Source organism: Loktanella sp. 3ANDIMAR09, from assembly GCF_001420005.1.
In the GTDB taxonomy this organism is placed as follows: Bacteria; Pseudomonadota; Alphaproteobacteria; order Rhodobacterales; family Rhodobacteraceae; genus Loktanella.
Genome location: NZ_LJAK01000017.1, coordinates 45,882 through 72,236 on the forward strand (window position 1 = coordinate 45,882; position 26,355 = coordinate 72,236).

Annotated in this window: 35 protein-coding genes; 1 reads left to right on the plus strand and 34 read right to left on the minus strand. The window is 61.4% G+C overall.

The window, feature by feature from the left end; all coding sequences use genetic code 11:
• Nucleotides 1–7: 7 nt before the first annotated feature.
• The 23 genes from AN189_RS17275 to rpmC all read right to left on the minus strand — a co-directional run bounded on the left by AN189_RS17275 (nucleotide 8) and on the right by rpmC (nucleotide 13,755).
• Nucleotides 8–1,327: a replication-associated recombination protein A gene (locus tag AN189_RS17275; protein WP_056039027.1), complete on the minus strand. Its 1,320-nt coding sequence runs from the start codon at nucleotides 1,325–1,327 to the stop codon at nucleotides 8–10.
• Nucleotides 1,328–1,366: 39 nt separating this feature from the next.
• Nucleotides 1,367–1,957: an acyl-homoserine-lactone synthase gene (locus AN189_RS17280; RefSeq protein ID WP_056038934.1), complete on the minus strand. Its 591-nt coding sequence runs from the start codon at nucleotides 1,955–1,957 to the stop codon at nucleotides 1,367–1,369.
• 71 nt (nucleotides 1,958–2,028) lie between these two features.
• Complete coding sequence (locus tag AN189_RS17285) at nucleotides 2,029–2,640, minus strand: autoinducer binding domain-containing protein (RefSeq protein ID WP_056038938.1); 612 nt, start codon at nucleotides 2,638–2,640, stop codon at nucleotides 2,029–2,031.
• Nucleotides 2,641–2,791: 151 nt separating this feature from the next.
• Nucleotides 2,792–3,211, minus strand: coding sequence for a 50S ribosomal protein L17 (gene rplQ / locus AN189_RS17290; protein ID WP_056038942.1), 420 nt, complete (start codon nucleotides 3,209–3,211; stop codon nucleotides 2,792–2,794).
• 135 nt (nucleotides 3,212–3,346) lie between these two features.
• The gene (locus AN189_RS17295) at nucleotides 3,347–4,363 is read right to left on the minus strand and encodes a DNA-directed RNA polymerase subunit alpha (RefSeq protein ID WP_056039029.1); all 1,017 of its coding nucleotides are present in this window, start codon (nucleotides 4,361–4,363) and stop codon (nucleotides 3,347–3,349) included.
• A gap of 109 nt (nucleotides 4,364–4,472) precedes the next feature.
• Nucleotides 4,473–4,865 carry a 30S ribosomal protein S11 gene (gene rpsK, locus AN189_RS17300; protein WP_056038943.1) on the minus strand — a complete coding sequence of 131 codons (393 nt, stop codon included), beginning with the start codon at nucleotides 4,863–4,865 and terminating at the stop codon, nucleotides 4,473–4,475.
• A 12-nt stretch (nucleotides 4,866–4,877) separates the two neighbouring features.
• Entirely contained in the window at nucleotides 4,878–5,246 is a 369-nt protein-coding gene (gene rpsM / locus AN189_RS17305; protein WP_056038946.1) for a 30S ribosomal protein S13, read from the minus strand.
• Between the two features lie 206 nt (nucleotides 5,247–5,452).
• Nucleotides 5,453–6,100, minus strand: coding sequence for an adenylate kinase (locus AN189_RS17310; RefSeq protein WP_056038949.1), 648 nt, complete (start codon nucleotides 6,098–6,100; stop codon nucleotides 5,453–5,455).
• Nucleotides 6,097–7,437, minus strand: coding sequence for a preprotein translocase subunit SecY (secY, locus tag AN189_RS17315; protein WP_056039032.1), 1,341 nt, complete (start codon nucleotides 7,435–7,437; stop codon nucleotides 6,097–6,099). Before secY ends, AN189_RS17310 begins: the two co-directional genes overlap by 4 nt.
• A gap of 127 nt (nucleotides 7,438–7,564) precedes the next feature.
• Nucleotides 7,565–8,047 (minus strand): 50S ribosomal protein L15, encoded by a 483-nt coding sequence (gene rplO, locus AN189_RS17320; protein WP_056038951.1) that lies wholly within the window; start codon nucleotides 8,045–8,047, stop codon nucleotides 7,565–7,567.
• Between the two features lie 120 nt (nucleotides 8,048–8,167).
• Nucleotides 8,168–8,920, minus strand: coding sequence for an alpha/beta hydrolase (locus AN189_RS17325; protein ID WP_056038953.1), 753 nt, complete (start codon nucleotides 8,918–8,920; stop codon nucleotides 8,168–8,170).
• 113 nt (nucleotides 8,921–9,033) lie between these two features.
• Nucleotides 9,034–9,246: a DUF1127 domain-containing protein gene (locus AN189_RS17330; protein WP_056038956.1), complete on the minus strand. Its 213-nt coding sequence runs from the start codon at nucleotides 9,244–9,246 to the stop codon at nucleotides 9,034–9,036.
• Nucleotides 9,247–9,437: 191 nt separating this feature from the next.
• Nucleotides 9,438–9,626 carry a 50S ribosomal protein L30 gene (gene rpmD / locus AN189_RS17335; protein ID WP_056038958.1) on the minus strand — a complete coding sequence of 63 codons (189 nt, stop codon included), beginning with the start codon at nucleotides 9,624–9,626 and terminating at the stop codon, nucleotides 9,438–9,440.
• A gap of 13 nt (nucleotides 9,627–9,639) precedes the next feature.
• A complete protein-coding gene (gene rpsE / locus AN189_RS17340; RefSeq protein ID WP_056038961.1) occupies nucleotides 9,640–10,242 on the minus strand; it encodes a 30S ribosomal protein S5 in 603 nt (200 codons plus the stop codon).
• Between the two features lie 108 nt (nucleotides 10,243–10,350).
• Nucleotides 10,351–10,710, minus strand: coding sequence for a 50S ribosomal protein L18 (rplR, locus tag AN189_RS17345; RefSeq protein ID WP_056038964.1), 360 nt, complete (start codon nucleotides 10,708–10,710; stop codon nucleotides 10,351–10,353).
• Nucleotide 10,711: 1 nt separating this feature from the next.
• Nucleotides 10,712–11,245, minus strand: a complete 534-nt coding sequence (rplF, locus tag AN189_RS17350) for a 50S ribosomal protein L6 (protein ID WP_056038967.1) — start codon at nucleotides 11,243–11,245, stop codon at nucleotides 10,712–10,714.
• A 10-nt stretch (nucleotides 11,246–11,255) separates the two neighbouring features.
• Complete coding sequence (rpsH, locus tag AN189_RS17355) at nucleotides 11,256–11,648, minus strand: 30S ribosomal protein S8 (protein ID WP_056038970.1); 393 nt, start codon at nucleotides 11,646–11,648, stop codon at nucleotides 11,256–11,258.
• Between the two features lie 12 nt (nucleotides 11,649–11,660).
• A complete protein-coding gene (gene rpsN / locus AN189_RS17360) occupies nucleotides 11,661–11,966 on the minus strand; it encodes a 30S ribosomal protein S14 (RefSeq protein ID WP_056038972.1) in 306 nt (101 codons plus the stop codon).
• A gap of 21 nt (nucleotides 11,967–11,987) precedes the next feature.
• Complete coding sequence (rplE, locus tag AN189_RS17365) at nucleotides 11,988–12,551, minus strand: 50S ribosomal protein L5 (RefSeq protein WP_056038975.1); 564 nt, start codon at nucleotides 12,549–12,551, stop codon at nucleotides 11,988–11,990.
• Complete coding sequence (rplX, locus tag AN189_RS17370) at nucleotides 12,551–12,856, minus strand: 50S ribosomal protein L24 (RefSeq protein WP_056038978.1); 306 nt, start codon at nucleotides 12,854–12,856, stop codon at nucleotides 12,551–12,553. The genes rplE and rplX overlap by 1 nt, the downstream gene beginning before the upstream one ends.
• Before the next feature lie 2 nt (nucleotides 12,857–12,858).
• Entirely contained in the window at nucleotides 12,859–13,227 is a 369-nt protein-coding gene (gene rplN, locus AN189_RS17375; RefSeq protein WP_056038981.1) for a 50S ribosomal protein L14, read from the minus strand.
• A gap of 83 nt (nucleotides 13,228–13,310) precedes the next feature.
• A complete protein-coding gene (gene rpsQ / locus AN189_RS17380) occupies nucleotides 13,311–13,541 on the minus strand; it encodes a 30S ribosomal protein S17 (protein ID WP_056038985.1) in 231 nt (76 codons plus the stop codon).
• A gap of 4 nt (nucleotides 13,542–13,545) precedes the next feature.
• Complete coding sequence (rpmC, locus tag AN189_RS17385) at nucleotides 13,546–13,755, minus strand: 50S ribosomal protein L29 (RefSeq protein ID WP_056038989.1); 210 nt, start codon at nucleotides 13,753–13,755, stop codon at nucleotides 13,546–13,548.
• A gap of 202 nt (nucleotides 13,756–13,957) precedes the next feature.
• Here rpmC and AN189_RS17390 point away from each other — a divergent pair, with 202 nt between their 5' ends.
• Nucleotides 13,958–14,158: a hypothetical protein gene (locus tag AN189_RS17390; RefSeq protein WP_056038992.1), complete on the plus strand. Its 201-nt coding sequence runs from the start codon at nucleotides 13,958–13,960 to the stop codon at nucleotides 14,156–14,158.
• 4 nt (nucleotides 14,159–14,162) lie between these two features.
• Here AN189_RS17390 and AN189_RS17395 read toward each other — a convergent pair whose 3' ends face one another.
• From AN189_RS17395 to AN189_RS17445, 11 genes are all read right to left on the minus strand, one after another.
• Nucleotides 14,163–14,783: a 2OG-Fe(II) oxygenase family protein gene (locus AN189_RS17395; RefSeq protein ID WP_056038994.1), complete on the minus strand. Its 621-nt coding sequence runs from the start codon at nucleotides 14,781–14,783 to the stop codon at nucleotides 14,163–14,165.
• 261 nt (nucleotides 14,784–15,044) lie between these two features.
• Nucleotides 15,045–15,458, minus strand: a complete 414-nt coding sequence (gene rplP, locus AN189_RS17400) for a 50S ribosomal protein L16 (RefSeq protein WP_056038998.1) — start codon at nucleotides 15,456–15,458, stop codon at nucleotides 15,045–15,047.
• A 12-nt stretch (nucleotides 15,459–15,470) separates the two neighbouring features.
• Entirely contained in the window at nucleotides 15,471–16,187 is a 717-nt protein-coding gene (rpsC, locus tag AN189_RS17405) for a 30S ribosomal protein S3 (RefSeq protein ID WP_056039002.1), read from the minus strand.
• Nucleotides 16,187–16,567, minus strand: coding sequence for a 50S ribosomal protein L22 (rplV, locus tag AN189_RS17410; protein WP_056039005.1), 381 nt, complete (start codon nucleotides 16,565–16,567; stop codon nucleotides 16,187–16,189). Before rplV ends, rpsC begins: the two co-directional genes overlap by 1 nt.
• A 3-nt stretch (nucleotides 16,568–16,570) precedes the next feature.
• The gene (gene rpsS / locus AN189_RS17415; RefSeq protein WP_024088539.1) at nucleotides 16,571–16,849 is read right to left on the minus strand and encodes a 30S ribosomal protein S19; all 279 of its coding nucleotides are present in this window, start codon (nucleotides 16,847–16,849) and stop codon (nucleotides 16,571–16,573) included.
• A gap of 1 nt (nucleotide 16,850) precedes the next feature.
• Nucleotides 16,851–17,693, minus strand: coding sequence for a 50S ribosomal protein L2 (rplB, locus tag AN189_RS17420; RefSeq protein WP_056039008.1), 843 nt, complete (start codon nucleotides 17,691–17,693; stop codon nucleotides 16,851–16,853).
• 295 nt (nucleotides 17,694–17,988) lie between these two features.
• Complete coding sequence (locus AN189_RS17425; protein WP_172794945.1) at nucleotides 17,989–20,622, minus strand: hypothetical protein; 2,634 nt, start codon at nucleotides 20,620–20,622, stop codon at nucleotides 17,989–17,991.
• Between the two features lie 300 nt (nucleotides 20,623–20,922).
• Nucleotides 20,923–21,414, minus strand: a complete 492-nt coding sequence (locus AN189_RS17430) for a prepilin peptidase (protein ID WP_056039014.1) — start codon at nucleotides 21,412–21,414, stop codon at nucleotides 20,923–20,925.
• Entirely contained in the window at nucleotides 21,411–22,043 is a 633-nt protein-coding gene (locus AN189_RS17435) for a hypothetical protein (RefSeq protein WP_056039017.1), read from the minus strand. Before AN189_RS17435 ends, AN189_RS17430 begins: the two co-directional genes overlap by 4 nt.
• Nucleotides 22,040–25,372, minus strand: a complete 3,333-nt coding sequence (locus AN189_RS17440) for a hypothetical protein (protein WP_056039020.1) — start codon at nucleotides 25,370–25,372, stop codon at nucleotides 22,040–22,042. The genes AN189_RS17435 and AN189_RS17440 overlap by 4 nt, the downstream gene beginning before the upstream one ends.
• A gap of 10 nt (nucleotides 25,373–25,382) precedes the next feature.
• Nucleotides 25,383–26,156 (minus strand): hypothetical protein, encoded by a 774-nt coding sequence (locus AN189_RS17445; protein ID WP_216597758.1) that lies wholly within the window; start codon nucleotides 26,154–26,156, stop codon nucleotides 25,383–25,385.
• Nucleotides 26,157–26,355: the final 199 nt, after the last annotated feature.

Sequence of the window (26,355 nt, forward strand, 5' to 3'; positions counted from 1 at the left end):
GTAGAAGTCAATTCTGGCGGGCCTTGCGCTTGGCCCGCAACCCGGCAAAGAAATCCAGCCGCTTTTTCAGATCACGCTCGAACCCGCGATCGACAGGCAGATAGTAAATGCCGCGCTTCATGCCTTCGGGGAAATAGTCCTGACCGGAAAACCCGTCCTCGGCGTCGTGGTCATAGGCATAGCCCGCACCGAACCCCTGTTCTTTCATTAGCGAGGTCGGTGCATTCAGGATGTGGGCCGGTGGCGGTTCGGACCCGGTTTTTTTCGCGGCCACCATCGCCGCCTTGAACGCCACATAGCCTGCGTTGGATTTCGGCGCGAGCGCCAGATACGTCACCGCCTGCCCCAGCGCCAATTCGCCCTCTGGACTGCCCAGCCGTTCGTAGGTTTCCCAAGCTTGCAGGCAGACGTGTTGTGCCTGCGGATCAGCCAGCCCGATATCCTCGACCGCCATCCGCACGATACGCCGCGCCAGGTATCGCGGGTCCTCACCGCCCGTCAGCATCCGCGCCAGCCAATAAAGTGCGGCATCAGGGTCCGATCCGCGCACGGATTTGTGCAAGGCCGAAATCAGGTTGTAATGTTCATCACCCGATTTGTCGTATTTGGCCGCACGCTTCATCAACCGACTGGTCAGCGTATCGACCCCCAGCGGTTTGTCCGTTTTCCAGCCTGCGATCTGTTCGATCAGATTCAGCAGCGACCGCCCGTCACCATCCGCCATGTTGATCAACGCCGCACGCGCAGAGCCGTCCAGCGGCAACGCACGGCCCAGTTCCGCCTCGGCCCGTTGGGCCAGCAGTTCGAGGTCATCCTCGTTCAGCCGCGTCAGGATCAGCACCTGCGACCGCGACAAAAGCGCGGCGTTCAGCTCGAAGCTTGGATTTTCCGTCGTGGCCCCGACCAGCAGGATGGTTCCGTCCTCCATGTAGGGCAGGAAACCGTCCTGCTGCGCCTTGTTGAACCGGTGGATCTCGTCCACGAACAACAGCGTGCCTTGCCCGTTGGCACGCCTGATCTTGGCCGCCTCGAACACTTTGCGCAGGTCCGGCACGCCAGTGAAAATCGCGCTGATCTGAACGAAATGCAGGTCGGATTCATTGGCCAGCAGCCGCGCGATCGTCGTCTTGCCGACACCCGGCGGCCCCCAGAACACCAGTGACGACAGACTGCCAGACGCCAGCATCGCGCCCAGCGGTGCATCCGGTCCCAGCACCTGCTGCTGCCCGATCACCTGCGACAAGGCGCGCGGTCGAAGCCGATCCGCAAGGGGGCGCGGACCGGCAGGTTTCGCATGAGGAGGGTCAGAGTCGAACAAATCAGCCATCTGCGACAGATAAGCCTTGCCCGGCAACTTGGCAAAGCGTCAGTGCATCTGGCGGGCAAATCCGATCCAGACGGCCTGATAGTCGATCCCGCCCATGTTCATGTTGCGGCCGGCGGGTTCCATCGTCAGATGACAGCGCCCGGCCCAACGGCCCCAGTTCGACGGCAACAGCGCGATCATGCGGCCGATCCCTTCGGTGCGGGCGGTGCGCAGCATCTGGTTGACCAGCCGGATGCGGACCCGCTGACGCTGGGCTGCGGGCAGGTCATGGACAATGAAACCGCGCGTGACCTCCCATGTGGCACTGTCCACCGGTGCCGCGCCGAACAACAGGTCATCGGGGATCGACGACAACAGCCCGTTTTGCGCATCACGGATCATGTAGGAATAGACACCGCATTGCGCGGTTGTCGGTGTCAGACGCACGCCCGCCAGCACCCGCCCATCGACATCATGAACCGCGAGCCAACGTGACGCAGGTGTATCATACTGGTCGAATTCCATGCCCATGCTCTCGGGCAGTTTCCAATTGTTCCGGACGATGAACGATTCGCGCCGTGCGCGCAGGATGTTTGCGAAAAGCTCGCCATGATTGTGCAGATTGGCAAAGGATAGCGTGGTTGCTTGCATGATTGTTTCTCCGATGAATGAAAAGGCGACGACGGCAGGTCATCGTTTCGGAGTCATGCTTAAAAAAGTGTTTAGAGCAACTTGTAGTTGCGAGCCCTCTGGATCGCTTCAACCGTTGTTCTTGCTTTCAGATTGGTACGTGCGGCAGCAAGTCGCGCCTTCAGGGCGCTTTCTGAAATGCCCAGCTTTGCAGCAGCGGCCGCATGGCGATCACCGCCCGCGATCAGCGCCAATGCCTCGATCTGTGCGGCGGACAGCGAACCGGGTGGTTCAACCAGACGATGCATCGTTTCGATCGTTTCGGCAAACTGGGTAATCTCGCTCTGGGTGAACTCGCGTTCTGCACGGGCGGCGGATGCCACGGTCCGGGACTTGATCGACCCTGTCGCCACGACAAACCCGTAGTTCATGCCGAATTCGCGGGCCTGCCCGATAATGTTCTCAGGATCGGGCAGCTGGATTTCAGACCAACGGGCGGTGCCGGTATTCCCGAACCCCCACAGGATGATCGGATCACGCAGCGCATAGGCCCGTTCCGTATAACGGTCCGTCCAGTCGCGCGGATAGCTGTGATAATGCATCAGGGGCAGCGCGAACCGAAAATGCAGCGCATAGAACAGCCCCGAGGGGGCCATTTTCACCAGTTCGCGCGTGTGTCTTTCGATCTCGGATTGGACGGTCATGGCCTGATCTACATTGGGTCACCGACAGTATCGCTGCGGTTTTATAAAATTGTTACTAATGGATATTTTCGCCGCGTGGCGAATTTTTGACCGTCAAACACAAAAAAGGCCCGATCTTGCGACCGGGCCTCTTTGACGAACTGCCGTCAGCTTAGCTTTCGGCGGAATCTTCTTCGGCCAGACGGGCCTTGTCGGCGGCACCCTTGGCGTCGCGGTCGCGGTCAACCAGTTCGATGATCGCCATCGGGGCCATGTCGCCATAACGGAAACCGGCCTTCAGGACGCGGCAGTAGCCACCCTGACGGTCCTGGTAGCGTGGCCCCAGGATTTCGAACAGTTTGGCAGTGTGCATTTCCTGCTTCAGCTGCGCATTGGCCATGCGGCGGGCGTGCAGGTCGCCGCGCTTGCCCAGCGTGATCAGCTTGTCGATGACGCGCTTGAGTTCTTTGGCCTTGGGCAGGGTCGTCTTGATCTGCTCATGTTCGATGAGCGAGCCAGCCATGTTCGCGAACAGCGCCTTGCGGTGTTCATGGGTGCGGTTCAGGCGGCGGTATCCACGTGCGTGACGCATGTTAAGTCTCCATTACGTTTTATGATGGGCCCGCGATGCGATGACGCGTAGCTCCGTTATTGGGGCACCATGCCCGGATCTTCCCCGCCATTGCGGGCATTGCCGCGCCCCGATCATGACCGGGGCGCGTATCTCTTAGAACTGGTCTTCGAACTTCTTGGCCAGGTCTTCGATGTTGTCTGGCGGCCAGTCCTCGACGTCCATGCCAAGGTGCAGACCCATGCCGGACAGCACTTCCTTGATCTCGTTCAGGGACTTGCGGCCAAAGTTCGGCGTGCGCAGCATTTCGGCTTCGGTTTTCTGGATCAGGTCGCCGATATAGACGATGTTGTCGTTCTTGAGGCAGTTTGCCGAACGGACAGACAGTTCCAGCTCGTCCACCTTCTTGAGCAGCAGCGGGTTGAATTCCAGACCGTCATCATCGCCACCGGCGGATGCGGATTCCGGCTCGTCAAAGTTGACGAAGACCTGCAACTGGTCCTGAAGGATACGGGCGGCATAGGCCACGGCATCATCAGGCGTCAGCGAACCGTCGGTTTCGATTTTCATCGTCAGCTTGTCATAGTCCAGCACCTGGCCCTCGCGGGTCGGCTGTACGTCATAGCTGACCTTCTTGACCGGGGAATAGATCGCATCGATGGCGATCATGCCGATCGGTGCATCCTCGGGCTTGTTCTTGTCGGCGGCGACATAGCCCTTACCGGTGTTGACGGTCAGTTCCATGTAGAGATCGGCACCGTCGTCCAGGTGGCAGATCACGTGATCCTTGTTCAGGATCTCGATCCCGGCGGTTTCCGAGATATCGCCAGCCGTCACGATGCCCGGACCCTTGGCCTGAACGCTCAGACGCTTGGGGCCTTCGACGTCCATGCGGATTGCCACACCCTTGAGGTTCAGAACGATGTCGGTCACGTCTTCACGCACACCGGCCACGGACGAAAATTCATGCAGGACGTTGTCGATCTGAACGGCGGTGATGGCAGCGCCTTGCAGCGACGACATCAGCACGCGGCGCAGCGCGTTGCCCAGCGTCAGACCAAAGCCGCGTTCCAGCGGTTCGGCGGTCACGGTCGCCTGGCGTGCGGGGTCGTTGCCCGGCTTGACGTCCAGTTGCGACGGTTTAATCAGTTCGGCCCAGTTCTTGTGGATCATATGTCCCTCCATCCTTGCCCGACCCTATGTCCAAAAGGTCCGACGCTCGAGGTTTCAAAACGGCGCAACGGGGCCGTGCGGATGCACGGCCCCATCACCATAAATAGGCTTAGACGCGGCGACGCTTTGGGGGGCGGCAGCCGTTGTGGGCCATCGGCGTCACATCACGGATCGACGTGATGTTGAAACCGACGGCGGCCAGGGCGCGCAGCGCGCTTTCGCGGCCGGAACCGGGGCCCTGCACTTCGACTTCCAGCGTTTTCACGCCGTGGTCCTGTGCTTTCTTGCCGGCGTCTTCTGCGGCCATCTGGGCGGCGTAGGGTGTCGATTTACGCGACCCCTTGAAACCCATGGTACCGGCAGAGGACCACGCAATTGCATTGCCCTGAACGTCGGAAATCAGGATTTTCGTGTTGTTGAACGAAGAGTTCACATGCGCCACACCAGCGGCGATGTTCTTGGAGACCTTCTTCTTGCCCCCACGACGAGTATCACGTGCCATGATGGAGCCTCCTTATTTCTTCTTGCCGGCGATGGCCTTTGCGGGGCCCTTGCGCGTGCGTGCGTTGGTGTGGGTCCGCTGACCGCGAACCGGCAGGTTCCGGCGGTGACGCAGGCCACGGTACGAACCGAGGTCCATCAGACGCTTGATGTTCATCTGGGTCTCACGACGCAGGTCACCCTCGACGGTCAGATGCTCGTCGATATACTCGCGCACCTTGAGGATTTCGGCGTCGGACAGGTCGTTCACGCGGCGTGCGCGGTCGATGCCGACAGCTTCACAGATGGTTTCAGCGGTCGTGTTGCCGATACCGGTGATATAGGTCAGTGCGATGGGAACGCGCTTACCAGACGGGATGTTAACCCCAGCGATACGTGCCAAAATAGCAATCCTTTTCGTTGCGGGTCCGTCATGCCAGACCCTTTTTTCACAACGCAGGCCTACCGGTTTTCACGGCAGGCCGGTGTCATATGAGGTAATCTTGGCGGCGTGGGTGCGACCCGGACACCAAGAATGATTCCCTCGCGGGATGCGGGTGTTTAGGAGCAAGGCAACAGGGGGTCAACCCCCTGTTCACCATTGGCGTATCAGGCCAGTGCAGCGCGGATCGCAGCCGACACATCGTCCATTGATTGCAGGCCGTCGACCGTGCTCAGGTCGTCCTTGGCGTAATAGTAACCGACCAGCGGGCTGGTCTGTTTGTAATAGGCCAGAAGGCGGGTTTTCAGACTATCTTCGTTGTCGTCCGCGCGGCGCGTGAACTCTGCCTTTTCGCCGCAGCTGACGCAGACGCCGTCGTCCGGAACCGGTTTGGTGTTGTCGTTATAGACCTCACCGCAGTTGGCACAGGTTGAACGGGCCGTGATCCGGGCGACCAGCGCCTCGTCATCGACTTCCATCAAGACGACGCGGTCCAGATCCTCACCCAGTTCCTTCAGCAGATCACCCAGCGCGTCGGCCTGTGCCAGCGTGCGGGGAAACCCGTCAAAGATATAGCCGTCAGCGCCGTCGTCGTTGGTCAGCTGTTCACGGATCAGACCAATCACGATCTCATCGGTGACCAGCTCACCCCGGTCCATGACCCCGGCGACCATCTGGCCCATCTCGGTGCCCGATGTCCGGGCGGCGCGCAGCATGTCACCCGTGGACAGCTGCACCAGATTGCGTTCTTCGACCAGGCGACGCGCTTGCGTGCCCTTTCCCGCCCCCGGCGGTCCCAACAGGATAATGTTCATCGGCGCGCTGGCCCCCTCCGCTTCGTGCCGCCGCGCTTGCCGCGCAACTGTGATTTCTCGATCAGTCCCTCATACTGATGCGCCAGCAGATGTGACTGTATCTGCTGAATGGTGTCCATCCCCACCGACACGATAATCAGCACGGATGTGCCGCCGAAATAGAACGGGATCGCGAACTGGCTGCGGATGATTTCCGGCAACAGCGCGACCAGCGCCAGATAGCCGGACCCCAGCACCAGAATACGGGTCACAACGTAGTCGAGGTATTCCTTGGTTTTCTGACCCGGACGAATACCCGGCACGAAACCGTTCTGGTTCTTGAGGTTTTCGGCGACGTCCTCGGTCTTGAACGCGACTTCACGGGTGTAAAAATAGGTGAAGAACACGATCATGAATGTGAAAAACAGCAGGTACAGCGGCTGGCCCGGTCCGAAATAGGCCAGCAGTGCCGACATGAACGGGCTGTTCGATCCACCCGAAAACGTGCTGATCGTTGTCGGCAGCAGCAGCAGCGCGCTGGCAAAGATCGCGGGGATCACGCCGGCAGGGTTTACCTTGATCGGCAGGTGGCTGGACGACCCGTCATAGACCTTCATGCCGCGCTGTTGGCGTGGATACTGGATGTGGATCTTGCGCAGCGAGCGTTCCATGAACACCACAAAGGTCAGCACCGCAATCACCATGATGATGACACCGACGATCACGAACGGGCTGATCGCACCGGACCGGCCCTGGCTCAGGAACTGCGCAAGCGCGGCCGGAATTTCCGCGATGATGCCGACGAAAATGATCAAGGAGATACCGTTGCCGATGCCGCGTGCGGTGATCTGCTCACCCAGCCACATCAGGAACATGGTGCCCCCGACGATGGTGATGACACAGCTCGCCGTAAAGAACAGACCCGGATCGGCGGCCAAACCGCCCGCCTCCAGCGACTTGGCCAGACCGTAAGCCTGCGCCGTCGCCAGCGCCACGGTGCCATAACGGGTGTATTGGTTCATCTTGCGACGACCCTGTTCACCCTCTTTTTTCAGGTTTTTCAGCGGTTCCCACATCGCGCCCAGCAGCTGCACGATGATCGAGGCCGAAATATAAGGCATGATGCCCAGGGCAAAGATACCCATCCGCGACAGCGCACCACCGGTGAACATCGACAGGATGCCACCGATTCCGGCGGCTGCGTCGTCCATGAAGGCGCGCAACTGCACGCCGTCGATCCCCGGGACCGGGATATAGGTGCCCAGTCGGTAGACACACAAAAGCCCGATGGTGAAAAGGATTCGGCTGCGAAGCTCCTTCGCCTTGCCGAAAGCGCCCCAACTCATGTTGGATGCCATTTGTTCTGCTGCGGATGCCATGCAAAGGCCTCTTCGATAATAAAAACGCCGCCCAACGGTTTCCCGGTCGGCGGCGTTTGGAAAACGTTGATCCTATCTAGGGCAGGTTTCCCCGACCCACAAGCGATCAGGCGTCTGCGGCCGCTTTCGGGGCTGCAACGGTGACGGAACCACCAGCCTTTTCGACCGCCTCGATCGCACCCTTGGATGCACCGGTCACGTTCAGCGTGATCTTGGACGTCAGTTCGCCTTTGGCCAGAACGCGGATACCGTCCTTGCGGCGGCGGATCAGACCGGATGCGATCAGCGCGTCCTCGGTCAGCTCGTTGCTGATGTCGATCTTGCCGGCGTCGATGAATTTCTGGATCAGGCCCAGGTTCACAACGGAATAGGTCTTGGCGTTGATGTTGTTGAAACCACGCTTGGGCAGGCGTTGGTACAGCGGCATCTGGCCGCCCTCATAGCCCTTGATCGCCACACCAGAGCGCGACTTCTGGCCCTTGATACCACGGCCACCGGTCTTACCCTTGCCGGAACCAGCACCACGGCCAACGCGCTTCTTGCGGTGGGTTGCGCCTGCGTTGTCGGACAGTTCGTTCAGTTTAAACATTGTCGCTATCTCCTTGGCCGGAGGACCCCACCCAGCGACGGGAACGGGGCACACGGCATTACATTGAGTCGCACCCAAGGGGTGCAGACCGGCGGCGTATAGCCCCGCACTCACCGCGCGTCAAGAATGGCGGGTGATGTCCGCCACGGTCGCCCTGGCCAGTGCGTCGCGCACCGCCACGCTTGAAAAACTGTGGTCGGTGTCATGCCGGGTCAGTTGCGCCTGCTCGCCCCATATCTCGCGATAGTGTGCGGCGTATTTCATCGGCACGACCTCGTCGTTCGTGCCGTGATGGATATGAACAGGACCGGTATAGGCCCGCAGCCCGGCATAGGGATCAAAGCCCGCCAAGACCGAATCAACCAGCGGCTTGCCGACGAGTTGGCCCGCATGGTCCACCGTGCCACCCTTCATGATCGGATCGATCGGTTTGCCCAGCACATGTCCGCCGTTGATTTCATCCGCGACATAAGCCGCTGGCGCGAACAATGTCAGTGTGGCGACCCGGTCGGGCATACGGCCCGCGATCACCGCGCTTTCCATAGCACCCAGCGAGTGACCGATCAGGTGCACCCCCCCGCCCGGTGCCTGCGCGTCGATCATCGCAGCGATCTGGTCCAGTTCGTCCGGAATCGTGATCTGGTCCATGGTTCCGTCACTTTCCCCATGGCCAATACGGTCGTACAGGGCCACCGTGATCCCGGCAGCGGCAAGGGCCTGTGCGATCTGCGTGTAGAACCGACGCGGACCAATCCGGTTTGCACTGATCCCGTGATTGAACAGCGCCACGCCACGTGGGCGCGCGGCCCCGAAAACCGACCCGACAAGGGTCCGCCCACGGTGTTCGCAGGTCGTCTGGGTCGGAATGATCATCAGGCTACCTCACTTGTCCCCGGTCAAACCATGATAGGCCACAGGCAGTTCCCCAAACGCAAGACGCCCCGCCGGTCAGGGCGGGGCGTTTTCAATCAGTCTGGTCGCAACGCTCAGGCGGCCAGTGCGGCTGCTTCGCTTGCCACGGTCGGGATCATGCCGCGGGTCAGGCCGATGTCGGCCAGTTCGTAATCGGTCATGGCCGACAGTTCATCGCGGGTGCGCACATAGGCGCTGCGACGGGCTGCCGCAGTGCGCACGCGTGCGGCAATGCGGCCCAGCAGTGTGTCGGTGTTCGTGGCGGTGAATGTGTTTGCAAAAGTCATCTGTACGTCCTTCGGGTTCAGGTGCCCGCGGTACTGTGCAGGCCGGTTATCTCTTTCGTGACACTCAGATAGGCCTGTCGCCCTATGCAAACAACGCACAGCGCGACAGACCCGATATGCAAATGCTGCAACGCAGAACGCCCGCAGCGTGCTGCTGCGGGCGTTCCAAAATCCGACCAAAGAAAGAGGGTTTAGCCCTTTTCCTCGACGATCTGCACCAGGTGCGGAATCGAATTCACCATGCCACGGACCGAAGGTGTGTCTTCCAGTTCGCGGGTGCGGTGCATCTTGTTCAGGCCCAGACCGATCAGGGTCTTGCGCTGCTTCTCGGGGCGACGGATGGGCGAACCCACCTGCTTGACGACGATTGTTTTAGCCATTGTCATCTACTCCTTATGCGTCAGCGGTTGCTTCGGCATCGGTGGCGTTGTGTGCCACGTCAGACTGCTGATCGACGTTGTTCTGCTTGGGCAGAATGTCGGCGACCTTCTTGCCACGACGCTGTGCCACGTTGCGGGGCGACTGTTCCTTGCGGAGGCCGTCCAGCGTGGCGCGGATCATGTTGTAAGGGTTCTGGGAACCCAGCGACTTGGACACGACGTCCTGCACACCCAGCATCTCGAACACGGCACGCATCGGACCACCGGCGATGATACCGGTACCGGCGGGTGCCTGACGCATCACGACGCGGCCAGCGCCGTGGCGGCCTTCCATGTCGTGGTGCAGCGTCCGGCCGTCCTTGAGAGCGACGCGGATCATGTTGCGCTTGGCGGATTCGGTTGCCTTGCGGATCGCCTCGGGGACCTCTTTGGCCTTGCCCTTGCCGAAACCGACGCGACCCTTCTGGTCGCCGACAACGACGAGTGCGGCAAAGCCGAAACGCTTACCACCCTTGACGGTCTTGGACACGCGGTTGATGGCGACCAGACGGTCGGCAAATTCCGGTGCTTGTTCTTCGCGGCGGCCGCGGCCACCCCGGTTATCACGTTCTGCCATGTCTGGCGTCCTTTCTGTGTCAGGCTCGCGCCTTGTGGATACGATCGCAGTGCCCCACCGGGCCCCGATCATCGAGACGGCCCCACCAGGGGGCCGCCTGCGTTTGGTTTAGATCTTCAGGCCAGCTTCACGGGCGGCGTCGGCGACAGCCTTCACCTTGCCGTGGAACAGGAAACCACCGCGGTCGAAATAGGCTTCTTCCACGCCGGCTTTCTTGGCGCGCTCGGCAATCGCCGCGCCCACCTTCTTGGCGGCCTCGATGTTGTTGGTGCCGACGACGCCCAGATCTTTCTCCAGCGTGGAGGCAGAGGCGACGGTCACACCGTTCACATCGTCGATCAGCTGAACGCTGATGTTCTTGTTGCTGCGGTGGACGCTCAGACGCATCCGGCCAGCATTGACGCTGCGCAGCTTGTTCCGGACGCGCAGACGGCGCTTGAGGAACAGGGTTCTTTTGCTGTTGGCCATGTTACTTCTTCTTCCCTTCTTTACGGAAGATGTACTCATCTTTGTACTTGATACCCTTGCCCTTGTAGGGCTCGGGCTTGCGCCAAGCACGGATGTTCGCTGCGACCTGACCAACCTGCTGCTGGTCGATGCCCTCGACGATGATCTCGGTCTGCTTTGGGGCCGTCACGGTGACGCCCTCGGGCACGTCGAAGTTCACGTCGTGGCTGTAACCCAGCGCCAGCTTCAGGACGTTGCCCTGCATCTGTGCCCGGTAACCCACACCGTTGATCTCAAGCTCTTTCTTGAAGCCGGTGGTCACACCGGTCACAAGGTTCGACACCTGCGTGCGGGTCATGCCCCACTGCTGGCGTGCGCGCTTGGATTTGCCGCGCGGCGTCACGCTGACTGCGCCGTCTTCGACCGTCAGTGTCACATCGTCGGTCGCCTTGAAGCTGCGGGTCCCCTTGGGGCCCTTCACTTCGATGGTCTGGCCGGAGACTTTCGCCTCAACCCCGGAGGGCAGCTCGACCGGTTTTTTACCAATACGAGACATCAGTCCCTCCTTAGAATACGGTGCAAAGCACTTCGCCGCCAACATTGGCTGCGCGTGCATTTGCATCAGACATCACACCCTTGGGGGTGGAGACAATCGACACGCCCAGGCCCTGACGGACGCTCGGCAGGTCATTGACGGCCATGTAAACACGACGACCGGGCTTGGACACGCGCTTCACCTCTTGGATGACGGGCGTACCTTCGTAGTACTTCAGCTCGATCGAAAAGGCCGGGTGACCGTCCTTGCCGTCTTTTTTCTCGTAACCGCGGATGTAACCTTCGTCAGCCAGCACATCCAGCACCCAGCCACGCAGCTTGGATGCAGGTGTCTCGACCGAGGCCTTGCCGCGCATCTGACCGTTACGGATGCGGGTCAGCATATCACCGATAGGATCGTTCATACTAAATTCTCCTTACCAGCTCGACTTGACCATGCCGGGGATCTCGCCATTGGAACCAAGGTCCCGCAGCGCGATCCGGCTGATCTTCAGTTTACGATAATACGCGTGCGGACGACCCGTCAGCTGGCAGCGGTTGTGCAGACGCACCTTGCTGGAGTTGCGGGGCAGTTCGGCCAGCTTCAGGGACGCCTTGAAGCGCTCCTCGACGGGCTTTTCACGGTCGTTGATGATTGCCTTCAGGGCCGCGCGCTTTTCAGCGTACTGCGCCACCAGGCGTTCGCGCTTTTTCTCGCGCTCGATCATGGATTTCTTAGCCATATCTTTGTTCTCCTGACGCGATCAGCTGTTGAAGGGCATGTTGAAGGCTTTCAACAGGCTCTTGGCTTCAGCGTCGGTTGCGGCGGTGGTGCAGATCACGATGTCCATGCCCCAGTTCTCGTCGATCTTGTCGAAATTGATCTCGGGGAAGATGAGGTGTTCCTTGATGCCGGTGGCATAGTTGCCGCGGCCATCAAAGGATTTGCCAGAGACACCACGGAAGTCGCGGATGCGCGGCATTGCGACGGTGATCAGGCGGTCCAGGAATTCGTACATGCGGTCACCGCGCAGGGTCACCTTTGCACCCAGGGGCATGTCCTCACGGACGCGGAAGCCGGCGATCGACTTCTTGGCGCGTGTGGTCATGGCCTTCTGGCCGGCGATGGTCGTCAGGTCTTCCTGAGCGGTCTTCGCCTTCTTGGAGTCGCGCACGGCCTCTGCACCGCAGCCGATGTTCAGGACGATCTTGTCCAGCTTCGGAATCTGCATGTCGTTCTTGTAGCCGAATTCTTCCTTCAGCGCAGCGCGGATCGTGTCCATGTACTGCTGCTTCAGGCGCGGGGTGTAGTTCGCTTGGTCAAGCATCAGATCGCATCCCCTGTCGTCTTGGCGTAACGCACCTTGTTGTCGCCATCCATGCGGAAACCGACGCGGGTGGCTTTGCCGTTCGCATCAACAACAGCCAGGTTGCTCAGCTGGATCGGCATCGCCTTGGGCGTGCGGCCACCTTCGCTGGACTGGCTCTGCTTCACGTGGCGGATCGCCATGTTCACACCTTCGACCACGGCCTTGCCGGCCTTGGGGTCGACGCTCTTGATCTCGCCGGTCAGACCTTTGTCCTTGCCAGCCAGAACGATGACCTTGTCACCTTTGCGGAGTTTTGCAGCCATGGTTACAGCACCTCCGGAGCGAGAGAGATGATCTTCATGAAGTTCTTTGCACGAAGCTCACGCACGACCGGCCCAAAGATACGGGTGCCGACCGGCTCGTTGTTGTTGTTGAGGATGACAGCCGCATTGCGATCGAAACGGATCGCGGTGCCGTCTTCACGGAACACTTCCTTGGCGGTGCGCACGACGACAGCTTTGCGCACGTCGCCCTTTTTCACGCGGCCGCGGGGAATGGCCTCTTTCACCGATACGACGATGATATCGCCGACCGATGCGTAACGACGGTGCGAACCGCCGAGAACCTTGATGCACTGCACACGGCGCGCGCCGCTGTTGTCAGCAACATCCAGGTTGGTCTGCATCTGGATCATGTGATGTCCTTTTTCGACCTATGGGGTATGCCCGATTTCCGACCGGGGCCCCAGGGTTTCGTTGAATTGGGGGTGGGCGCCGATTAGGACGCGATCACTTCCCAGCGTTTGGTTTTCGACTTCGGTGCGCATTCCTGAATGCGGACCTGGTCGCCGACGTTGAACGTGTTGTTCTCGTCGTGGGCGCGGTACTTCTTGGACTTACGCACTGTCTTGTGCAGCAGCGGGTGCTTGAAGCGACGCTCGACCGACACGGTGACGGTCTGTTCGTTCTGGTTGGAGGTGACGACCCCGGACAAAATACGCTTTGGCATGGGCTCAGGCCTCCGAATTGGCCGCGTCAGCGGCTTTCTGGTTGAGAATCGTTTTGACGCGGGCCGCGTTGCGACGTGCAGCGCGGATCGCGGCGGTGTTTTCCATCTGGCCGGTGGCCTGCTGGAACCGCAGATTGAACGACTCTTTCTTAAGGTTTACAAGCTCTTCCCGCAGTTGGTCGGGCGTCTTGTCACGCAGTTCGTTGGCTTTCATGCCGTATCCTTTCAACATCACTGGAGGGCCCTTTCGGGTCACCCTGCATCCAGTGGAGTTCGTGATGAAGGGGCCTCATAGAAGGGATGCGGCCAGTTGGCAAGGGGTATCCCGTGTTTGCCTTTGCCGACTTTGGTTTACAGCCAGGATGATGCCGCACAGAGTCCACACCCCGGACGCAATCCAGGGTTGTCTTGGCGTTATGGAACAAATGCACACAATTATTCTCGACAACATCATCGCAGGCATCCGCCCATATTGGCCGCTTTTCGCAGGCATGTTTGCGGGACTGCTAATACTGCAAATCATCACCAGCCGTTTCCGCATCTGGCGTCGCGAAGCGTTGCGGCAGCACTACCGCGACAAGGTCAAACAGAGCCGCAGACGCAGGATGCAACGCTAGTCGGTCAATCCCACCGATAGTTGAAACTCACCGAGATCCGGTCCTCTTCGGCCATGTTCATCGGGACCTCGTGGCGCAGCCAGCTTTCCCACAGCAGCACGTCACCCACCTCGGGAGCCACATAGATGAACTGACGCAGTGCCTCGTCCGCGTCCTTGGTGCGGCCGGGGGCAGCCATCATCATGGCCAGGCGCGGGTCCTCGAACTTGATCGCGGATGTGCCGGACGGCATCGCCACATAGGTCGTGCCGGAAATCACCGAATGCGGGTGGATGTGGGCGGTGTGGATGCCTCCCTCTGGCAGAATGTTGATCCAGAGGTCTTCGAGCTTCAGCTTCTTGTCGCCCAGATCGAATGACAGGTCCTGGGCGAATGCCTTTACATGCTTGTCCAACGCCTTTTTCAGCGTCTTGAAGATCGGCATGCGCCACGGCAGGTCCGTCAGCGACGCATAAGACGTATAACCCGGAAAGCTGTTTTCCTCGCACCAGTCCTGCCCCGCCTCGTCATCCTCTGCGATGGACAGGCAGGTGGCCTCCAGCTCTTGGGGGTCGATGGGTTTGCCATGCGCGGACAGGGGCGCTTGGTACAGGCGGGTCACAAAGAGGGATCTGATCTGGGTCATGCGCCACATCTAGCCCCATTGCCGGACCTGCGCCACGGGGCGTCAGAATTTTCGCGAAAATTCTGGCACCTCTGGCGGGCCGGGTGGACTCGTTTTCGGCGAAAACGTGTCTGGACCGCACGCAGGGGTGAACGATTTATCCCGTTCGGGACAAGCCCTTGATCGCCCGCGCACTTCGCCTCGATTGCCAATTGGCAATCCAGACGCAAAAGGCCCCCACCGCGCGGCAGGGGCCTTTCTATCATTAACGCTTGACCGGATTTACCAGTCTTCGCGGACCACGGTGCGGGTCTTGATCGGCAGCTTCATCGCGGCAAGGCGCAGGGCCTCGCGTGCGGTGACTTCGTCGACACCGTCGATCTCGAACATCACGCGACCCGGCTTGACCTTGGCCGCCCAGAAATCGACGGAACCCTTACCTTTACCCATCCGGACTTCGACCGGCTTGGAGGTGACGGGCAGATCCGGGAAAATCCGGATCCAGACGCGGCCCTGACGCTTCATGTGACGCGTCATGGCACGACGTGCCGCTTCGATCTGGCGTGCGGTGATCCGCTCGGGCTCCAGTGCCTTCAGGCCAAAGGTGCCAAAGTTCAGGTCAAACCCGCCCTTTGCTTCACCCTTGATGCGGCCCTTGTGCATCTTGCGGAATTTTGTGCGTTTCGGTTGTAGCATTGGTTCTACTCCTTACCGGTCGCGACGCGGGCCACCAGGACCGCGCGGAACAGCGCCTTCCTGAAGCTCGGCATGTTTGCGATCGTGCGCCTGCGGATCATGTTCCATGATCTCACCTTTGAAGATCCAGACCTTGATCCCGATGATACCATAGGGGGTCATTGCCTCGTACAGCGCGTAATCGATGTCGGCCCGCAGGGTATGCAGGGGCACGCGGCCCTCGCGGTACCATTCGGTCCGTGCGATTTCGGCACCGCCCAGACGACCGGCGAGGTTCACCCGGATCCCCAGGCCACCCATGCGCATGGTGTTCTGCACCGCACGCTTCATCGCGCGACGGAAGGACACACGGCGTTCCAGCTGCTGACCGATGTTTTCGGCAACCAGGGCTGCGTCCAACTCGGGCTTGCGCACTTCGACGATGTTCAGGTGCAGTTCGGACGCCGTCAGTTTCGCCAGCTTCTGACGCAGACCTTCGATGTCTGCACCTTTCTTGCCGATGATGACGCCGGGACGGGCGGCATGGATCGTGACGCGGCACTTGCGGTGCGGACGTTCGATGATCACGCGGCTGACGCCGGATTGTGCACATTCCTTGCGGATGAACGCCTTGATGGCCAGGTCTTCCAGCAGTAGATCACCATAGTCCTTGGTGTTTGCAAACCAGCGGCTGTCCCACGTGCGGTTCACCTGAAGACGCATGCCGATAGGATTAACTTTGTTACCCATTACGCTTGCTCCTCAACTTGGCGCACCAGAATGGTGATTTCAGAGAACGGCTTGACGATCTTGCCGAAACGGCCACGGGCCCGGGGGCGTCCGCGCTTCATCAAGAGGTTCTTGCCCACATAGGCCTCGGCGACGATCAGTTCATCGACGTCCAGGTTGTGGTTGTTCTCTGCGTTGGCGATGGCCGACTGCAGGCACTTCTTCACGTCAGCTGCGATGCGCTTCTTGCTGAAAGTCAGGTCGGTCAATGCCCGCTCGACTTTCTTGCCACGGATCAGCTCTGCGACGAGGTTCAGTTTCTGCGGCGAGGTACGCAGCATGCGCAGTTTTGCGCGGGCTTCGTTGTCGGCCACGCGGCGGGGATTCTTATCCTTGCTCATGACTTACTTCCGCTTCGCTTTTTTGTCGGCGGCGTGACCGTAATAGGTCCGCGTCGGGGAATATTCACCGAACTTCTGACCGATCATGTCTTCGCTGACGTTGACGGGGATATGCTTCTTGCCGTTGTACACACCAAAGGTGAGGCCAACGAACTGAGGCAGGATGGTGGAGCGACGCGACCAGATCTTGATCACTTCGTTACGACCGCTTTCGCGCGCAGCTTCGGCTTTTTTCAGCACATAAGCGTCGACGAACGGGCCTTTCCAGACGGAACGAGCCATATTAGCGGCCTTTCTTCTTTTGGTGACGCGTACGGATGATCAGGCTGCTGGAAGCCTTCTTCCGGTTACGGGTCTTGGCGCCTTTGGTGGGCTTGCCCCAGGGTGTCACAGGGTGACGACCACCGGAGGTCCGACCTTCACCACCGCCGTGCGGGTGATCGATCGGGTTCATCGCGACACCGCGGACCGAAGGACGCTTGCCCTTGTGGCGGGTGCGACCGGCCTTACCAAAGTTCTGGTTGGAATTGTCGGGGTTGGACACGGCACCGATGGTGGCCATGCATTCCTGACGCACCAGACGCAGTTCGCCCGAGGACAAACGGATCTGAGCGTAACCACCGTCACGACCGACGAACTGGGCGTAGGTGCCGGCGGAACGTGCGATCTGACCGCCCTTGCCTGCCTTCAGCTCGATGTTGTGAACGATCGTACCGATCGGCATGCCGGAGAACGGCATCGCGTTGCCCGGCTTGATGTCGGCCTTTGCGGACGCGATCACCTTGTCGCCGATGGACACACGCTGCGGTGCGAGGATGTAATTCTGAGTGCCGTCTTCGTACTGGATCAGCGCGATGAATGCGGTGCGGTTCGGGTCATATTCGATCCGCACGATAACAGCGGACATGTCCAGCTTGTTACGCTTGAAATCGACGATGCGGTACAGACGCTTTGCGCCCCCACCAATACGACGCGACGTGATCCGTCCGGTGTTGTTCCGGCCGCCCGATTTCGTCAGACCCTCGGTGAGGGATTTGACGGGACGTCCTTTCCAAAGCTCCGAACGGTCGATCAGCACCAGCCCACGCTGGCCCGGCGTCGTCGGCTTATACGACTTGAGTGCCATGTTAGCTTCTTCCGTTTGCTTGGCGGGCCCACTGACGCGGACCCTGATGTGAAGGCCCCCGTAGGTGCCAAAGAATAAACCAAACGGCCCCGGAACGAATCCGAGGCCGGTCAGTTGGCGGCTGATAGCAGGGGGGCGGTGGGGTGGCAAGTCCATTGCTCATGGCCGACAGCGTTTCCGGACGCAGCGGCCTGACCAGACCCAGGCATCTGGCCCCTGGCCCACCAAAGCAAAAGGCACCCCGATTGCGCGGGGTGCCCCTGTTTCACGGGTGCCGGATCAGACCGGCACGCGATCAGAAGTGGAAACGCACCTCTGCGGTGATGCCATAGCTGTCCACGTTGTCGCCAAACCGACCGTCGATGCGGATCTGCTGGTCGATCTGATCGACCGGACCATCGGTGAACAGCTGCGAGAACGTGTAACCAAAGCTGGCTTCGGTAAAGCTACCCAGGTTGCCGGTCGACAGCGCTTCCGTGCCACCACCGTTTCCAAGTGTGAAGGTGCCCACCTGATCGTCCGACATGTCGTCGAACAAGGAGACCGTACCACGGAACCGCTGCTGCGAATCGCCCGATGGCGAGTTGATGGTTTTTTGCACGGTCCCGCCAACATAGGCCAGCGTGCGTGTGTGATCGTCCAGCGACAGGCTGCTGCCATCCCCGAAACCGAGGTTCGAGAATTGCATGCGCTCGACCGACACACCGGCGCTGGGGATGATCGCCCAGCCTTCCTGCGGCAGTGCGTAGAAATAACGCGCCGCAAGCGAAACACCCAGACCGCTGACGCTCAGGTCGCTGTCATTGAGGCTGACAGAGCTGTTCGAGACTTCGCTGTTGGTGCGTGTTCCGGTCAGCTGGCCATCGATCAGCAGCGATCCCTTGGTCGCGGCGACATAGGCACCGAACGACAACTGGTCGAAATCGGTTGCGGTCGTCGACGCGGCGACAGTGCCGATTGCACCGACCGGCACGCTCGACTGACCGGTCACGGCAGACACCTGACCGCCCATGACCAGATCAAATCCGCCGGGACCACCCTGCACGCAGGCCACGTCACGACCCAAGGTCACACCACCATAGGTGATGTTCACATCGTTGTCGGTCTGGCCGAGCGAATCCGTGGTGGTCACGGTTCCGTCTGCCTCGCCGGAAATCGCACGCGCCCAAAGCCCGCGACCGCAGGTGTCAGCGGCCTGTGTCGCGCTTTGCGTCACAAAGGCCGACGCCGGGCGGTTCACGATGGAACCGATCAACGCATTGGTGGCAGCAACGCCACCGATCACACCGCCAACAGCCGGTGTCACCGACACGGTATAGGCCAGGTTGTCGCCGTTCTGCGTCAGCGCGGTCACGGTTGTCCCACCCGGCAGCGCCTGGATGCCGACCTTGAAATCGTCCGGATCAACGGTGCCGCCGTCGCCGATCACGACATCGACGGGATCAGTCTGAAGCCCGGTGCCTGCGTTGATGAAATTCAACGTCTGCACCGCCGACACGTCGCCCGGGCTTTCGAGTGTGATGGTGTCGACATTGGGTGCCGCTGCCGACGTGTTCACGTCCAGATTGAACGTGTTGCTACCCGTGATCGCGCCGCCGATGGTGATGTTGTCCGTTGTGCCACGGCCGCGCATGTCGATGATGCCCGCGCCGTTCACGTCGCCACCGATCCGGGTCTGACCGGATGCTGCCAGAATGGCCGAATTGCTGGACCCCAGATTGGCGGACGTGTAGTCCCCGCCGATCGTGCCACCGTCCAGTTGCACGGTCCGCGCGTTCATCACGTCACCGTTGTAGGTGCCTGCGATCGACAGGTTGCCGTTCACGTTGTTGATGGAACCACCTGCAACAACAGCGCCGTCACGGATATCAATCCGGCCAGGGCCACGGTTGTCGATATCACCCAGCAAGCCGGCGGACCCGCCCTCGACCCGGATTTCCCCGCGGTTGAAGATATCGCCGTCGATCACGCCAGACAATTTGATCAGGCCGGTATTTTCGACATCACCCTCAAGCGTTCCAGCCACGCTCAGGTCGCCAAGAACCTGCAGGTCCGACACCATCGTGCCGTCGATGATGCCGCGACCGCCGTCAGAAACACGCGCACCGACAATTGTGGTCAAGGACGCGCCATCAGCGACTGTCATGGTATCCATAAACACGCGGACACCCGCGACTGTTGAATCGCCATTGAACACCGTTTGACCGTCACGCACATTCACTGCACCGTCCACATCGCCACCAATGGATGTACGGCCAAAGGACGTCACCGTGCCCACGACATCACCGTTGGCGACGAACAGTCCGTTGTTGGAAACGCTGACGCCGCGCGTAACAAGGGTCGCCCCGCCAGCAAGTAAATACTCCCCACCGATCTGGGTCACGCCCGACACGTCGACATCACCGAACTGAAGCACATCCTGACCCGCGGATGCCAGATTGCCAGTCACAAAGACATCGCCCAAGTCGATCATACCGCTGCCAGACAGGTTCAGCGTACCGGCAATTTCGATACCGTCGAGAATAACAAACGCACCCGGGGCAGCCCGCAACGCCTCGAGCGCGAGCTGGCTTGGCCCGGTAATCGTCACGTCGGCTGCGCGGACAAATACGTCACCAGCACGCACGATCCCGTTGCCAGCCTGGTCATCGACCGTGATCGTGAAACCGGGGGCCGCATTGGAATCACGGATGACAACATCATCGAAGGGGCGGAACCCGACATTGCCCGTACCGTCGTTCCAGTTTTGAACCGATCCCTCGTCATCCCAGGTGCCGTCACCCGACGTGACCGTGGCACCGTCACCCGACACGATATCCCACGTCAGCGCCTGCGCGTCGGCATGGGATGCACCTAGCGTCAGCACCGCGCCGGTCGCAAACGTCAGGACGAGAGCCGTCGCGCGGCCCAGACGGCAATGGCCAGCCAAGGATTTTTGACGGATACCAGTTTGGCGGAGGTTGGAGTTGTCTGTCATGATGCCCTCAATGCAGCGAATACGTCTAAAAATTTTGTCCAGCGTCGACCTTTGGCCGATCGGGGGGTCCCGTTTTGCGAACCTGCGGGGGCGAAATTCTGCCGATGACGCAAGGTCGCGATCACTTTCTATTGTATTTAGGAGTTTACGTAGGGGCCGGAGTCAAGGGCAACGGCCATAATATTGCCGCAAATCCCTTTGCAGGTGCGCAATTGCACCGATTTCAAACGATTGTCCGCAATGGCCTATGTTTTAGGCGGATGCCAGATAACGCAGCGCGCCAACCAGCAAAACGCCTGCCAGCGGCACGCCCAAGGGATATTGTCGGACGTTCTGCCATGCCTTGCGGATCGATTTCAGCGCAATTCCGCTGACGATCAGACTGATGACGACATGTAGCACCAGCAACCCATAAAACACCCAGACCGCGTTCCAGAATTGCGCCGACGGCACCAGCGCCAGCGTGACGCACAATAGCTTGATGTCGCCGCCGCCGATCCGCGCCCTTTGATAGATCAGCACCCCGACCACAAAGACGGCGATTGCCAGACCGAGGCCACGCAGCACCTCGAACCAGGGCAACAGGAACAGGGCTGCGATCAACCAGACTGCCGCCAGCGCGGCCACAGCCACATTACTGATCCTGCGGGCCGAAATATCGGTCCAGATGATCCACGTGGAAATCAGGGCCACCGCCACCGCTAGGGCAAGCGACAGCCACGTGGGGTCCGGCAGCCCCATCATTCCAGCAGCACCAGCAGGTCGGTGCGGACATAGCCCTGCCCGCCCGCCAAGCGGGCCCAGTCGTATCCCGGTTCACGGCCCGGCACGACCGCCACCACATCCAGCACTGCCCCTGCGGGGGCGCGACCGACCCGCGTTGAATCCCGTGCAGACGACGGCAATGCACGCACAGAAGCGGCCGCGACGCGGACCCTGTAGCGGGCAATGACCGGCGCATCTGAAACATCTGGCAGGCGCGCCGCGATCGCCCGACGCTGCGGCGCAGTCAGCGCGCTGTCGGGCATCGCCATCTGGATCAGGATATCGTTCACCAGCGCCGCCACAGCCGCATCCGCGGGCCCGGTGTCCGCGACCAGGCGATCCAGCTGCATCAACTGGGCCGCGATCAGGCCCCGCTGGGCCGCGTCCAACAGATCGGCCCCCAGATCCTGCGTGCGCATCAAGTTGGCATAGCCTTGTTGTGCTGTGGCAGTGTCACCCTGCGACAGCGCCGCAAAGGCCTGCTGAAACTGGTCGCGCACCGATAGATCGACCGCCGATTGCCCGACCGCGGGGCAGGCGGTGACACTGACGGCGCAGGTCGCAACGACCGCACGCCAGTGGCGTGTTATGCACGCCCAGCCCGTCATTCCCCAGCGCAGATTGCGCCGAACGCAAGACGAAATCCGACCTCTGGCAGGCGGCTTTGACCATCCAGACAGGTCGGTGCCTCAAGCGGGGCAGCGGTATCGACGCCCGCGTAGAATGGCCGCGCAACCGAGGATTCGCCACAGGCTGTTCCGGTCATTTCGACGCCTGCGGATGCAGGGTCAGCCTGACTGATCAACGCGACCAGCGGCGCAGGCACCAGGCAGACAGCCTCGCCGCTTTGTTCTGACAGGTGGCGGGCGTAGGACAACGCAAGAAACCCGCTGATGTTGGTCGCGGTTTCAGATGTCTCGGCCTGGGTGGTTGCCGCGATTTCGGTCAGGACCGCAGCCTGGTTCGGTTGCAGACCGTCGCCCCAGGCCTGCACCTGGGCCAGGGTCACAGGGGCGGTGCCCACGCAATGCTGTCCGGCAAGCGCATCAAGACTGCCCTCTTGCGGCGCATATGCTCCCGGCAGCGCCGCCAGATCTTCGGACCGGACGACCAGCGCCGCCATGTCGTACCCCTCAAAGGTGCAATTGAGCAGGGCACCGGCGTCAAAGTCGGACACCAGTTTGCGCAGTGTCGCGTTCTGTTCGGCCAACATGCTGTTGCCGGACAGGATATCCACGGCGTCAGGGTCACCGAACCCCGCGACGGCCTCGACATAGGCGGGGTGCGTGCCCAGCCCGGTGGCCGCGATGCCCGCGGTCAGCGCCTCGTTTTCGGCCGCAAGCGTCTGGCGCTGCGCCTGCGCACGTTCCAGTGCCGTGGTCCGGGCCGCGATTTCGGCCGTCAGATCGGCGGCGCGGTCACGCAGGTCAGCCAGTGCATCGGCCGTTTCCGGCACGGCGGTCGCGGCCAGTTCGGCCGCACGTTCGGCCAGATCGAAATTGCCGGGGATCTCGGTCAACCCGGCGACACCTTCGGCAGCGGCATAGGCTTCCGCTGCGTCGTTCAGCACGGATTTCCCCTGAGCCCGGATCGTGGCAGCCGTCAGTTGCGGCAACCCTGAAGCACAGGCGGCAAATGCCTCTCGGTCGGCCTCTCCGTCCGTCACCTGCGCGGCAGCGGTGCGCGCGGCGTCCAGCGACTGCGCCTCGTCCCAGGTGGTCAGCAGTTCGGCCTGTTCGGCGTAATCGGCGGCAAAGCTGTCGCATTGCGCGCGCCCCGCCTGCCATTCCGCCGCCAGATCGGCATCCAGCGACGACAATCGGGCTGTCAGGTCTGCCCAGCGCGGCAGGGCATCAGGATTGACCGGCAGGTCCGACACCGCTGCCGTGGCGGTCTGCCATGCGTCCACGGCGTCATAACCCGCCTGCCCTGCCCCGTCGGTGAGCGTGGCGATCGTGTCGCGCAAAGCCGCGATTTCCGAGAGCGCCTGCGCCCCCTGACCGCCTGCCTCGCCCACGGCACCTTGCAACTGCGCAACGGCGGCATAGGCGGCCTGAACAGCCTCGGACGTCAGGGCCTGCGGCTGGTTCGGCAGGTCGGCGATCTCAGCCTCGAGCGTGGACCACTGCGCGCTTTCGCCCAGGCTGGTCCGCAGGTCGGCGATTTCATCAAGCAGATCCTGCCGCTGTGCCCCCAGATCGCGGGTCAGCCCCGACATCAGGGCGGATTCACCGGCGGCCTGCGCCTCGGACAGCGTGCGCAGCGCCGGGGCGGATGTGTCCTGTGCTGCGGCCGCGTTCAGCGCATCGAACGCAGGACCCGTGTCGTTTGCATCTGCGGGTAACGACCAGATGCCTGCAACCTCGTCGCGCAGGGCAGACAATGCGGTCGCCCGATCCTGAAGGGTGGCCATATGGGCCGCGACCAGTGCGTCCGTCGCCGTGATGATACCTGCCTCGCGTTCGGCGATGGGCAGGTCTGCGGCGTCGCCCCGTTCGGCAATGGCGCGGGCGTCGTTCAGCGCAGGGGCACCCGCCATCGCCGGATTTTCGGCGGCAAAGGCGATTTCAGCCTCAAGCGCTGTCTGCAATCCGGCCAGGTAGTCACCCGCCAGCGCCGTCGCACGCGCATTGATCTGGGGACAGTCCCGCACGGCGGCCCTGATATTGTCGGTGGTGTCGGGCGGCGGCAAGGCCGTGCGGTCCGCGACCAATGCATCCCAATCCGCCGTGGTGGCAAAACCCGTTTCGCCAAGCGTCTCGAACGTCTCGGCCATCTGACCGCAGACCTGGGCCGCCTCGTTCATGGCCGCGGCGCGTTCGGCTGCAAGGCGGTCCTTTTCAAGCTTGTCCACATACCAAAGCCCACCGGTGCCGACCAACAGGACGGACCCGATCGCAGCGGCGGTCAGCATCCCGAAATTCGATTTCTTGGGTGGTATCCCGGTGCCCATGCCCGCCACGCCAAGGCCAGCGCCCACCACCGGCGCGGTCGAGACATTGAGCGTGTTGCGCAGCGCCGAGATGAACAGATCGACAGTGCCAAATCGGTCATCTGGCACCGGCGACGTGGCGCGTGCGAACAGCGCCGCAAGGTCGAGTGACATTTCGTTGTCGGTCGCTGCACGCAGGGCCGTGTCGTCGATCCCGACCTTGCGTTCGGCGCGGTTGACCCAGAAATCGATGTTCTGGAGCATCGGCAGCACATCGTCCTTGGTCGTGACCTCTGGCGCGCTGAACACCTTGGCGAAACCGACCGGACCGGCCAGGAAATAGATCAACAGGGCCGCCAGCGAATAGACGCGGTCCGGCCCCGAGGCAGGCTGCGCGCTGCCGTTTGCCACCCGTTCGGGCGCGGTAAAGGCCGGCTCGTGCGGGGTATTGCGCCCCAACGGCGATGTGCCGGGGAAATAGACCAGATCAATCAGCAGTTTGACACCGTTCCCGTCGGGAACCACCTGCGTGGTCGACACGCCGAATTCAGGCAGGCGCAGGTCCATGTTTTCCAGCGCGTTGACCCCGTCGAGAAACGCAACGGCAGCCCCCTGCCGCTGGGCGTAGGGGATATTGGTTCCCTCGAACCATGACCGCCCGCCGCCGTCCCGTTCGATCCCGAAAAAGCCGCCGACGGTCGCGCGTTTCAGCACCAGCGCCATGCCGTCCTTGCCCTTTTTCGGGGCAATCTCGACGATGTCGTAGGGTACGGGCAGGGTCGCGGGATGATGCGAGCTGTTGTAGCGCTGGAACTGTTCGAACAGTTCGGACCGCGCCTTGGCGTCCTTCATCACCTCGGGTTCGGGGACGTAGATCGTGACCTCGTGGCGTTCGTTGTTCTTGTCCACCCCGCGATGCACATTGCTGGAACCGTAGGTTTCAAAGGTGTTCCGGTCGAAACGGTAGTGCTGTTCGATCCGGTCCAAGAGCGCGTGGTGGGTCATATCTATCGTCCTAGTTGAGGCGGTTCAGCGCCTGAAGGGCAGTTTGCGAGACACGGGCGTCCAGATCGCCCACACGCGTGACAACCTGCGAATAGGCCGCCCGCGCCTCGTCATAGAGGCGCATCCGTTCCAGACGGCGTGCCTCGCTCATCAGTACGATCACCTCGCTGGCATAATCGGCAGCGATCCGGTCGCGGGTTTCGGCATCGGGTGCGCCGCGCAGGGCCAGTCGCGCCTCTTGCAGGGTGCGCGGCTGGCCACCCGGCAGATCCCGCGCGACCTCTCCGGTTTCGTCGCGCAGCAGGGCGATCACCTCTTCTTCGATGATGGCGGGTGTCAGCCCTTCGCCCCCGGTGCCAGGTTGATCCTGGATCGCCATGAAAAGAAGGCCCGCGACCATCATGCAGACCAGTGCCAGACCGTAAAAATAGGGGCCATCCATGAATTCACGTGCGGTCGGCATGGTGAAACCCGCGCGTTCCGACTTGAACCGCACGCTCAGCTGCACAGCACCCGCCTGATCGCTGCGCGGAAGGGTCAGCACGTTGCCCGCCGCCAGTTTGTTCGTGCGGCGTAGCGGGCCGTCGTTCAACCGCGCGGCCCCGTTGGTGACCTCTTCGACGAACCAGTCATCCTCGCTGCGTTCGAATTGCAGATAGATCAGGCCAGCGGGCACATCGACCAGTTCGTGCGTGGCGCCGGACCCCCGGCCACCGATGCTGGGGCGACCATCTGACAAGGTCAGCTTGCGCCCCGTGCTGGCGGTCCCGTGTTCGACGGTCAAAATCAGGTTTCTTGGCATAAGTGACCTATACAGTTCCGGCTGGCGGCGGTGTGTCGCATCAGAATGTCCCGACTCCGGCCCCGGGGCAATTGAAACCGACGCAGGGCTGTGCGGGCGCAGGTGCCGGTGCGGGCGCGGGTTGACGTGCAACGGGGGCAGGCGCGGGGGCGGGCCGTGGCGCAGGTTGGGCCTGCGGGGC

Coding starts and splice junctions, on each gene's coding strand:
- AN189_RS17275 (WP_056039027.1), bottom strand. CDS start 1,327: ATGGCTGATTTGTTCGACTCTGACCCTCCTCATGCGAAACCTGCCGGT.
- AN189_RS17280 (WP_056038934.1), bottom strand. CDS start 1,957: ATGCAAGCAACCACGCTATCCTTTGCCAATCTGCACAATCATGGCGAG.
- AN189_RS17285 (WP_056038938.1), bottom strand. CDS start 2,640: ATGACCGTCCAATCCGAGATCGAAAGACACACGCGCGAACTGGTGAAA.
- rplQ (WP_056038942.1), bottom strand. CDS start 3,211: ATGCGTCACGCACGTGGATACCGCCGCCTGAACCGCACCCATGAACAC.
- AN189_RS17295 (WP_056039029.1), bottom strand. CDS start 4,363: ATGATCCACAAGAACTGGGCCGAACTGATTAAACCGTCGCAACTGGAC.
- rpsK (WP_056038943.1), bottom strand. CDS start 4,865: ATGGCACGTGATACTCGTCGTGGGGGCAAGAAGAAGGTCTCCAAGAAC.
- AN189_RS17310 (WP_056038949.1), bottom strand. CDS start 6,100: ATGAACATTATCCTGTTGGGACCGCCGGGGGCGGGAAAGGGCACGCAA.
- secY (WP_056039032.1), bottom strand. CDS start 7,437: ATGGCATCCAACATGAGTTGGGGCGCTTTCGGCAAGGCGAAGGAGCTT.
- rplO (WP_056038951.1), bottom strand. CDS start 8,047: ATGTTTAAACTGAACGAACTGTCCGACAACGCAGGCGCAACCCACCGC.
- AN189_RS17325 (WP_056038953.1), bottom strand. CDS start 8,920: ATGATCATTCCGACCCAGACGACCTGCGAACACCGTGGGCGGACCCTT.
- AN189_RS17330 (WP_056038956.1), bottom strand. CDS start 9,246: ATGACTTTTGCAAACACATTCACCGCCACGAACACCGACACACTGCTG.
- rpmD (WP_056038958.1), bottom strand. CDS start 9,626: ATGGCTAAAACAATCGTCGTCAAGCAGGTGGGTTCGCCCATCCGTCGC.
- rpsE (WP_056038961.1), bottom strand. CDS start 10,242: ATGGCAGAACGTGATAACCGGGGTGGCCGCGGCCGCCGCGAAGAACAA.
- rplR (WP_056038964.1), bottom strand. CDS start 10,710: ATGGCCAACAGCAAAAGAACCCTGTTCCTCAAGCGCCGTCTGCGCGTC.
- rplF (WP_056038967.1), bottom strand. CDS start 11,245: ATGTCTCGTATTGGTAAAAAACCGGTCGAGCTGCCCTCCGGGGTTGAG.
- rpsH (WP_056038970.1), bottom strand. CDS start 11,648: ATGAACGATCCTATCGGTGATATGCTGACCCGCATCCGTAACGGTCAG.
- rpsN (WP_056038972.1), bottom strand. CDS start 11,966: ATGGCTAAGAAATCCATGATCGAGCGCGAGAAAAAGCGCGAACGCCTG.
- rplE (WP_056038975.1), bottom strand. CDS start 12,551: ATGCTTGACCAAGCGAACTACACCCCGCGCCTGAAGCAGCAGTACATG.
- rplX (WP_056038978.1), bottom strand. CDS start 12,856: ATGGCTGCAAAACTCCGCAAAGGTGACAAGGTCATCGTTCTGGCTGGC.
- rplN (WP_056038981.1), bottom strand. CDS start 13,227: ATGATCCAGATGCAGACCAACCTGGATGTTGCTGACAACAGCGGCGCG.
- rpsQ (WP_056038985.1), bottom strand. CDS start 13,541: ATGCCAAAGCGTATTTTGTCCGGGGTCGTCACCTCCAACCAGAACGAA.
- rpmC (WP_056038989.1), bottom strand. CDS start 13,755: ATGAAAGCCAACGAACTGCGTGACAAGACGCCCGACCAACTGCGGGAA.
- AN189_RS17390 (WP_056038992.1), top strand. CDS start 13,958: ATGGAACAAATGCACACAATTATTCTCGACAACATCATCGCAGGCATC.
- AN189_RS17395 (WP_056038994.1), bottom strand. CDS start 14,783: ATGACCCAGATCAGATCCCTCTTTGTGACCCGCCTGTACCAAGCGCCC.
- rplP (WP_056038998.1), bottom strand. CDS start 15,458: ATGCTACAACCGAAACGCACAAAATTCCGCAAGATGCACAAGGGCCGC.
- rpsC (WP_056039002.1), bottom strand. CDS start 16,187: ATGGGTAACAAAGTTAATCCTATCGGCATGCGTCTTCAGGTGAACCGC.
- rplV (WP_056039005.1), bottom strand. CDS start 16,567: ATGAGCAAGGATAAGAATCCCCGCCGCGTGGCCGACAACGAAGCCCGC.
- rpsS (WP_024088539.1), bottom strand. CDS start 16,849: ATGGCTCGTTCCGTCTGGAAAGGCCCGTTCGTCGACGCTTATGTGCTG.
- rplB (WP_056039008.1), bottom strand. CDS start 17,693: ATGGCACTCAAGTCGTATAAGCCGACGACGCCGGGCCAGCGTGGGCTG.
- AN189_RS17430 (WP_056039014.1), bottom strand. CDS start 21,414: ATGATGGGGCTGCCGGACCCCACGTGGCTGTCGCTTGCCCTAGCGGTG.
- AN189_RS17435 (WP_056039017.1), bottom strand. CDS start 22,043: ATGACGGGCTGGGCGTGCATAACACGCCACTGGCGTGCGGTCGTTGCG.
- AN189_RS17440 (WP_056039020.1), bottom strand. CDS start 25,372: ATGACCCACCACGCGCTCTTGGACCGGATCGAACAGCACTACCGTTTC.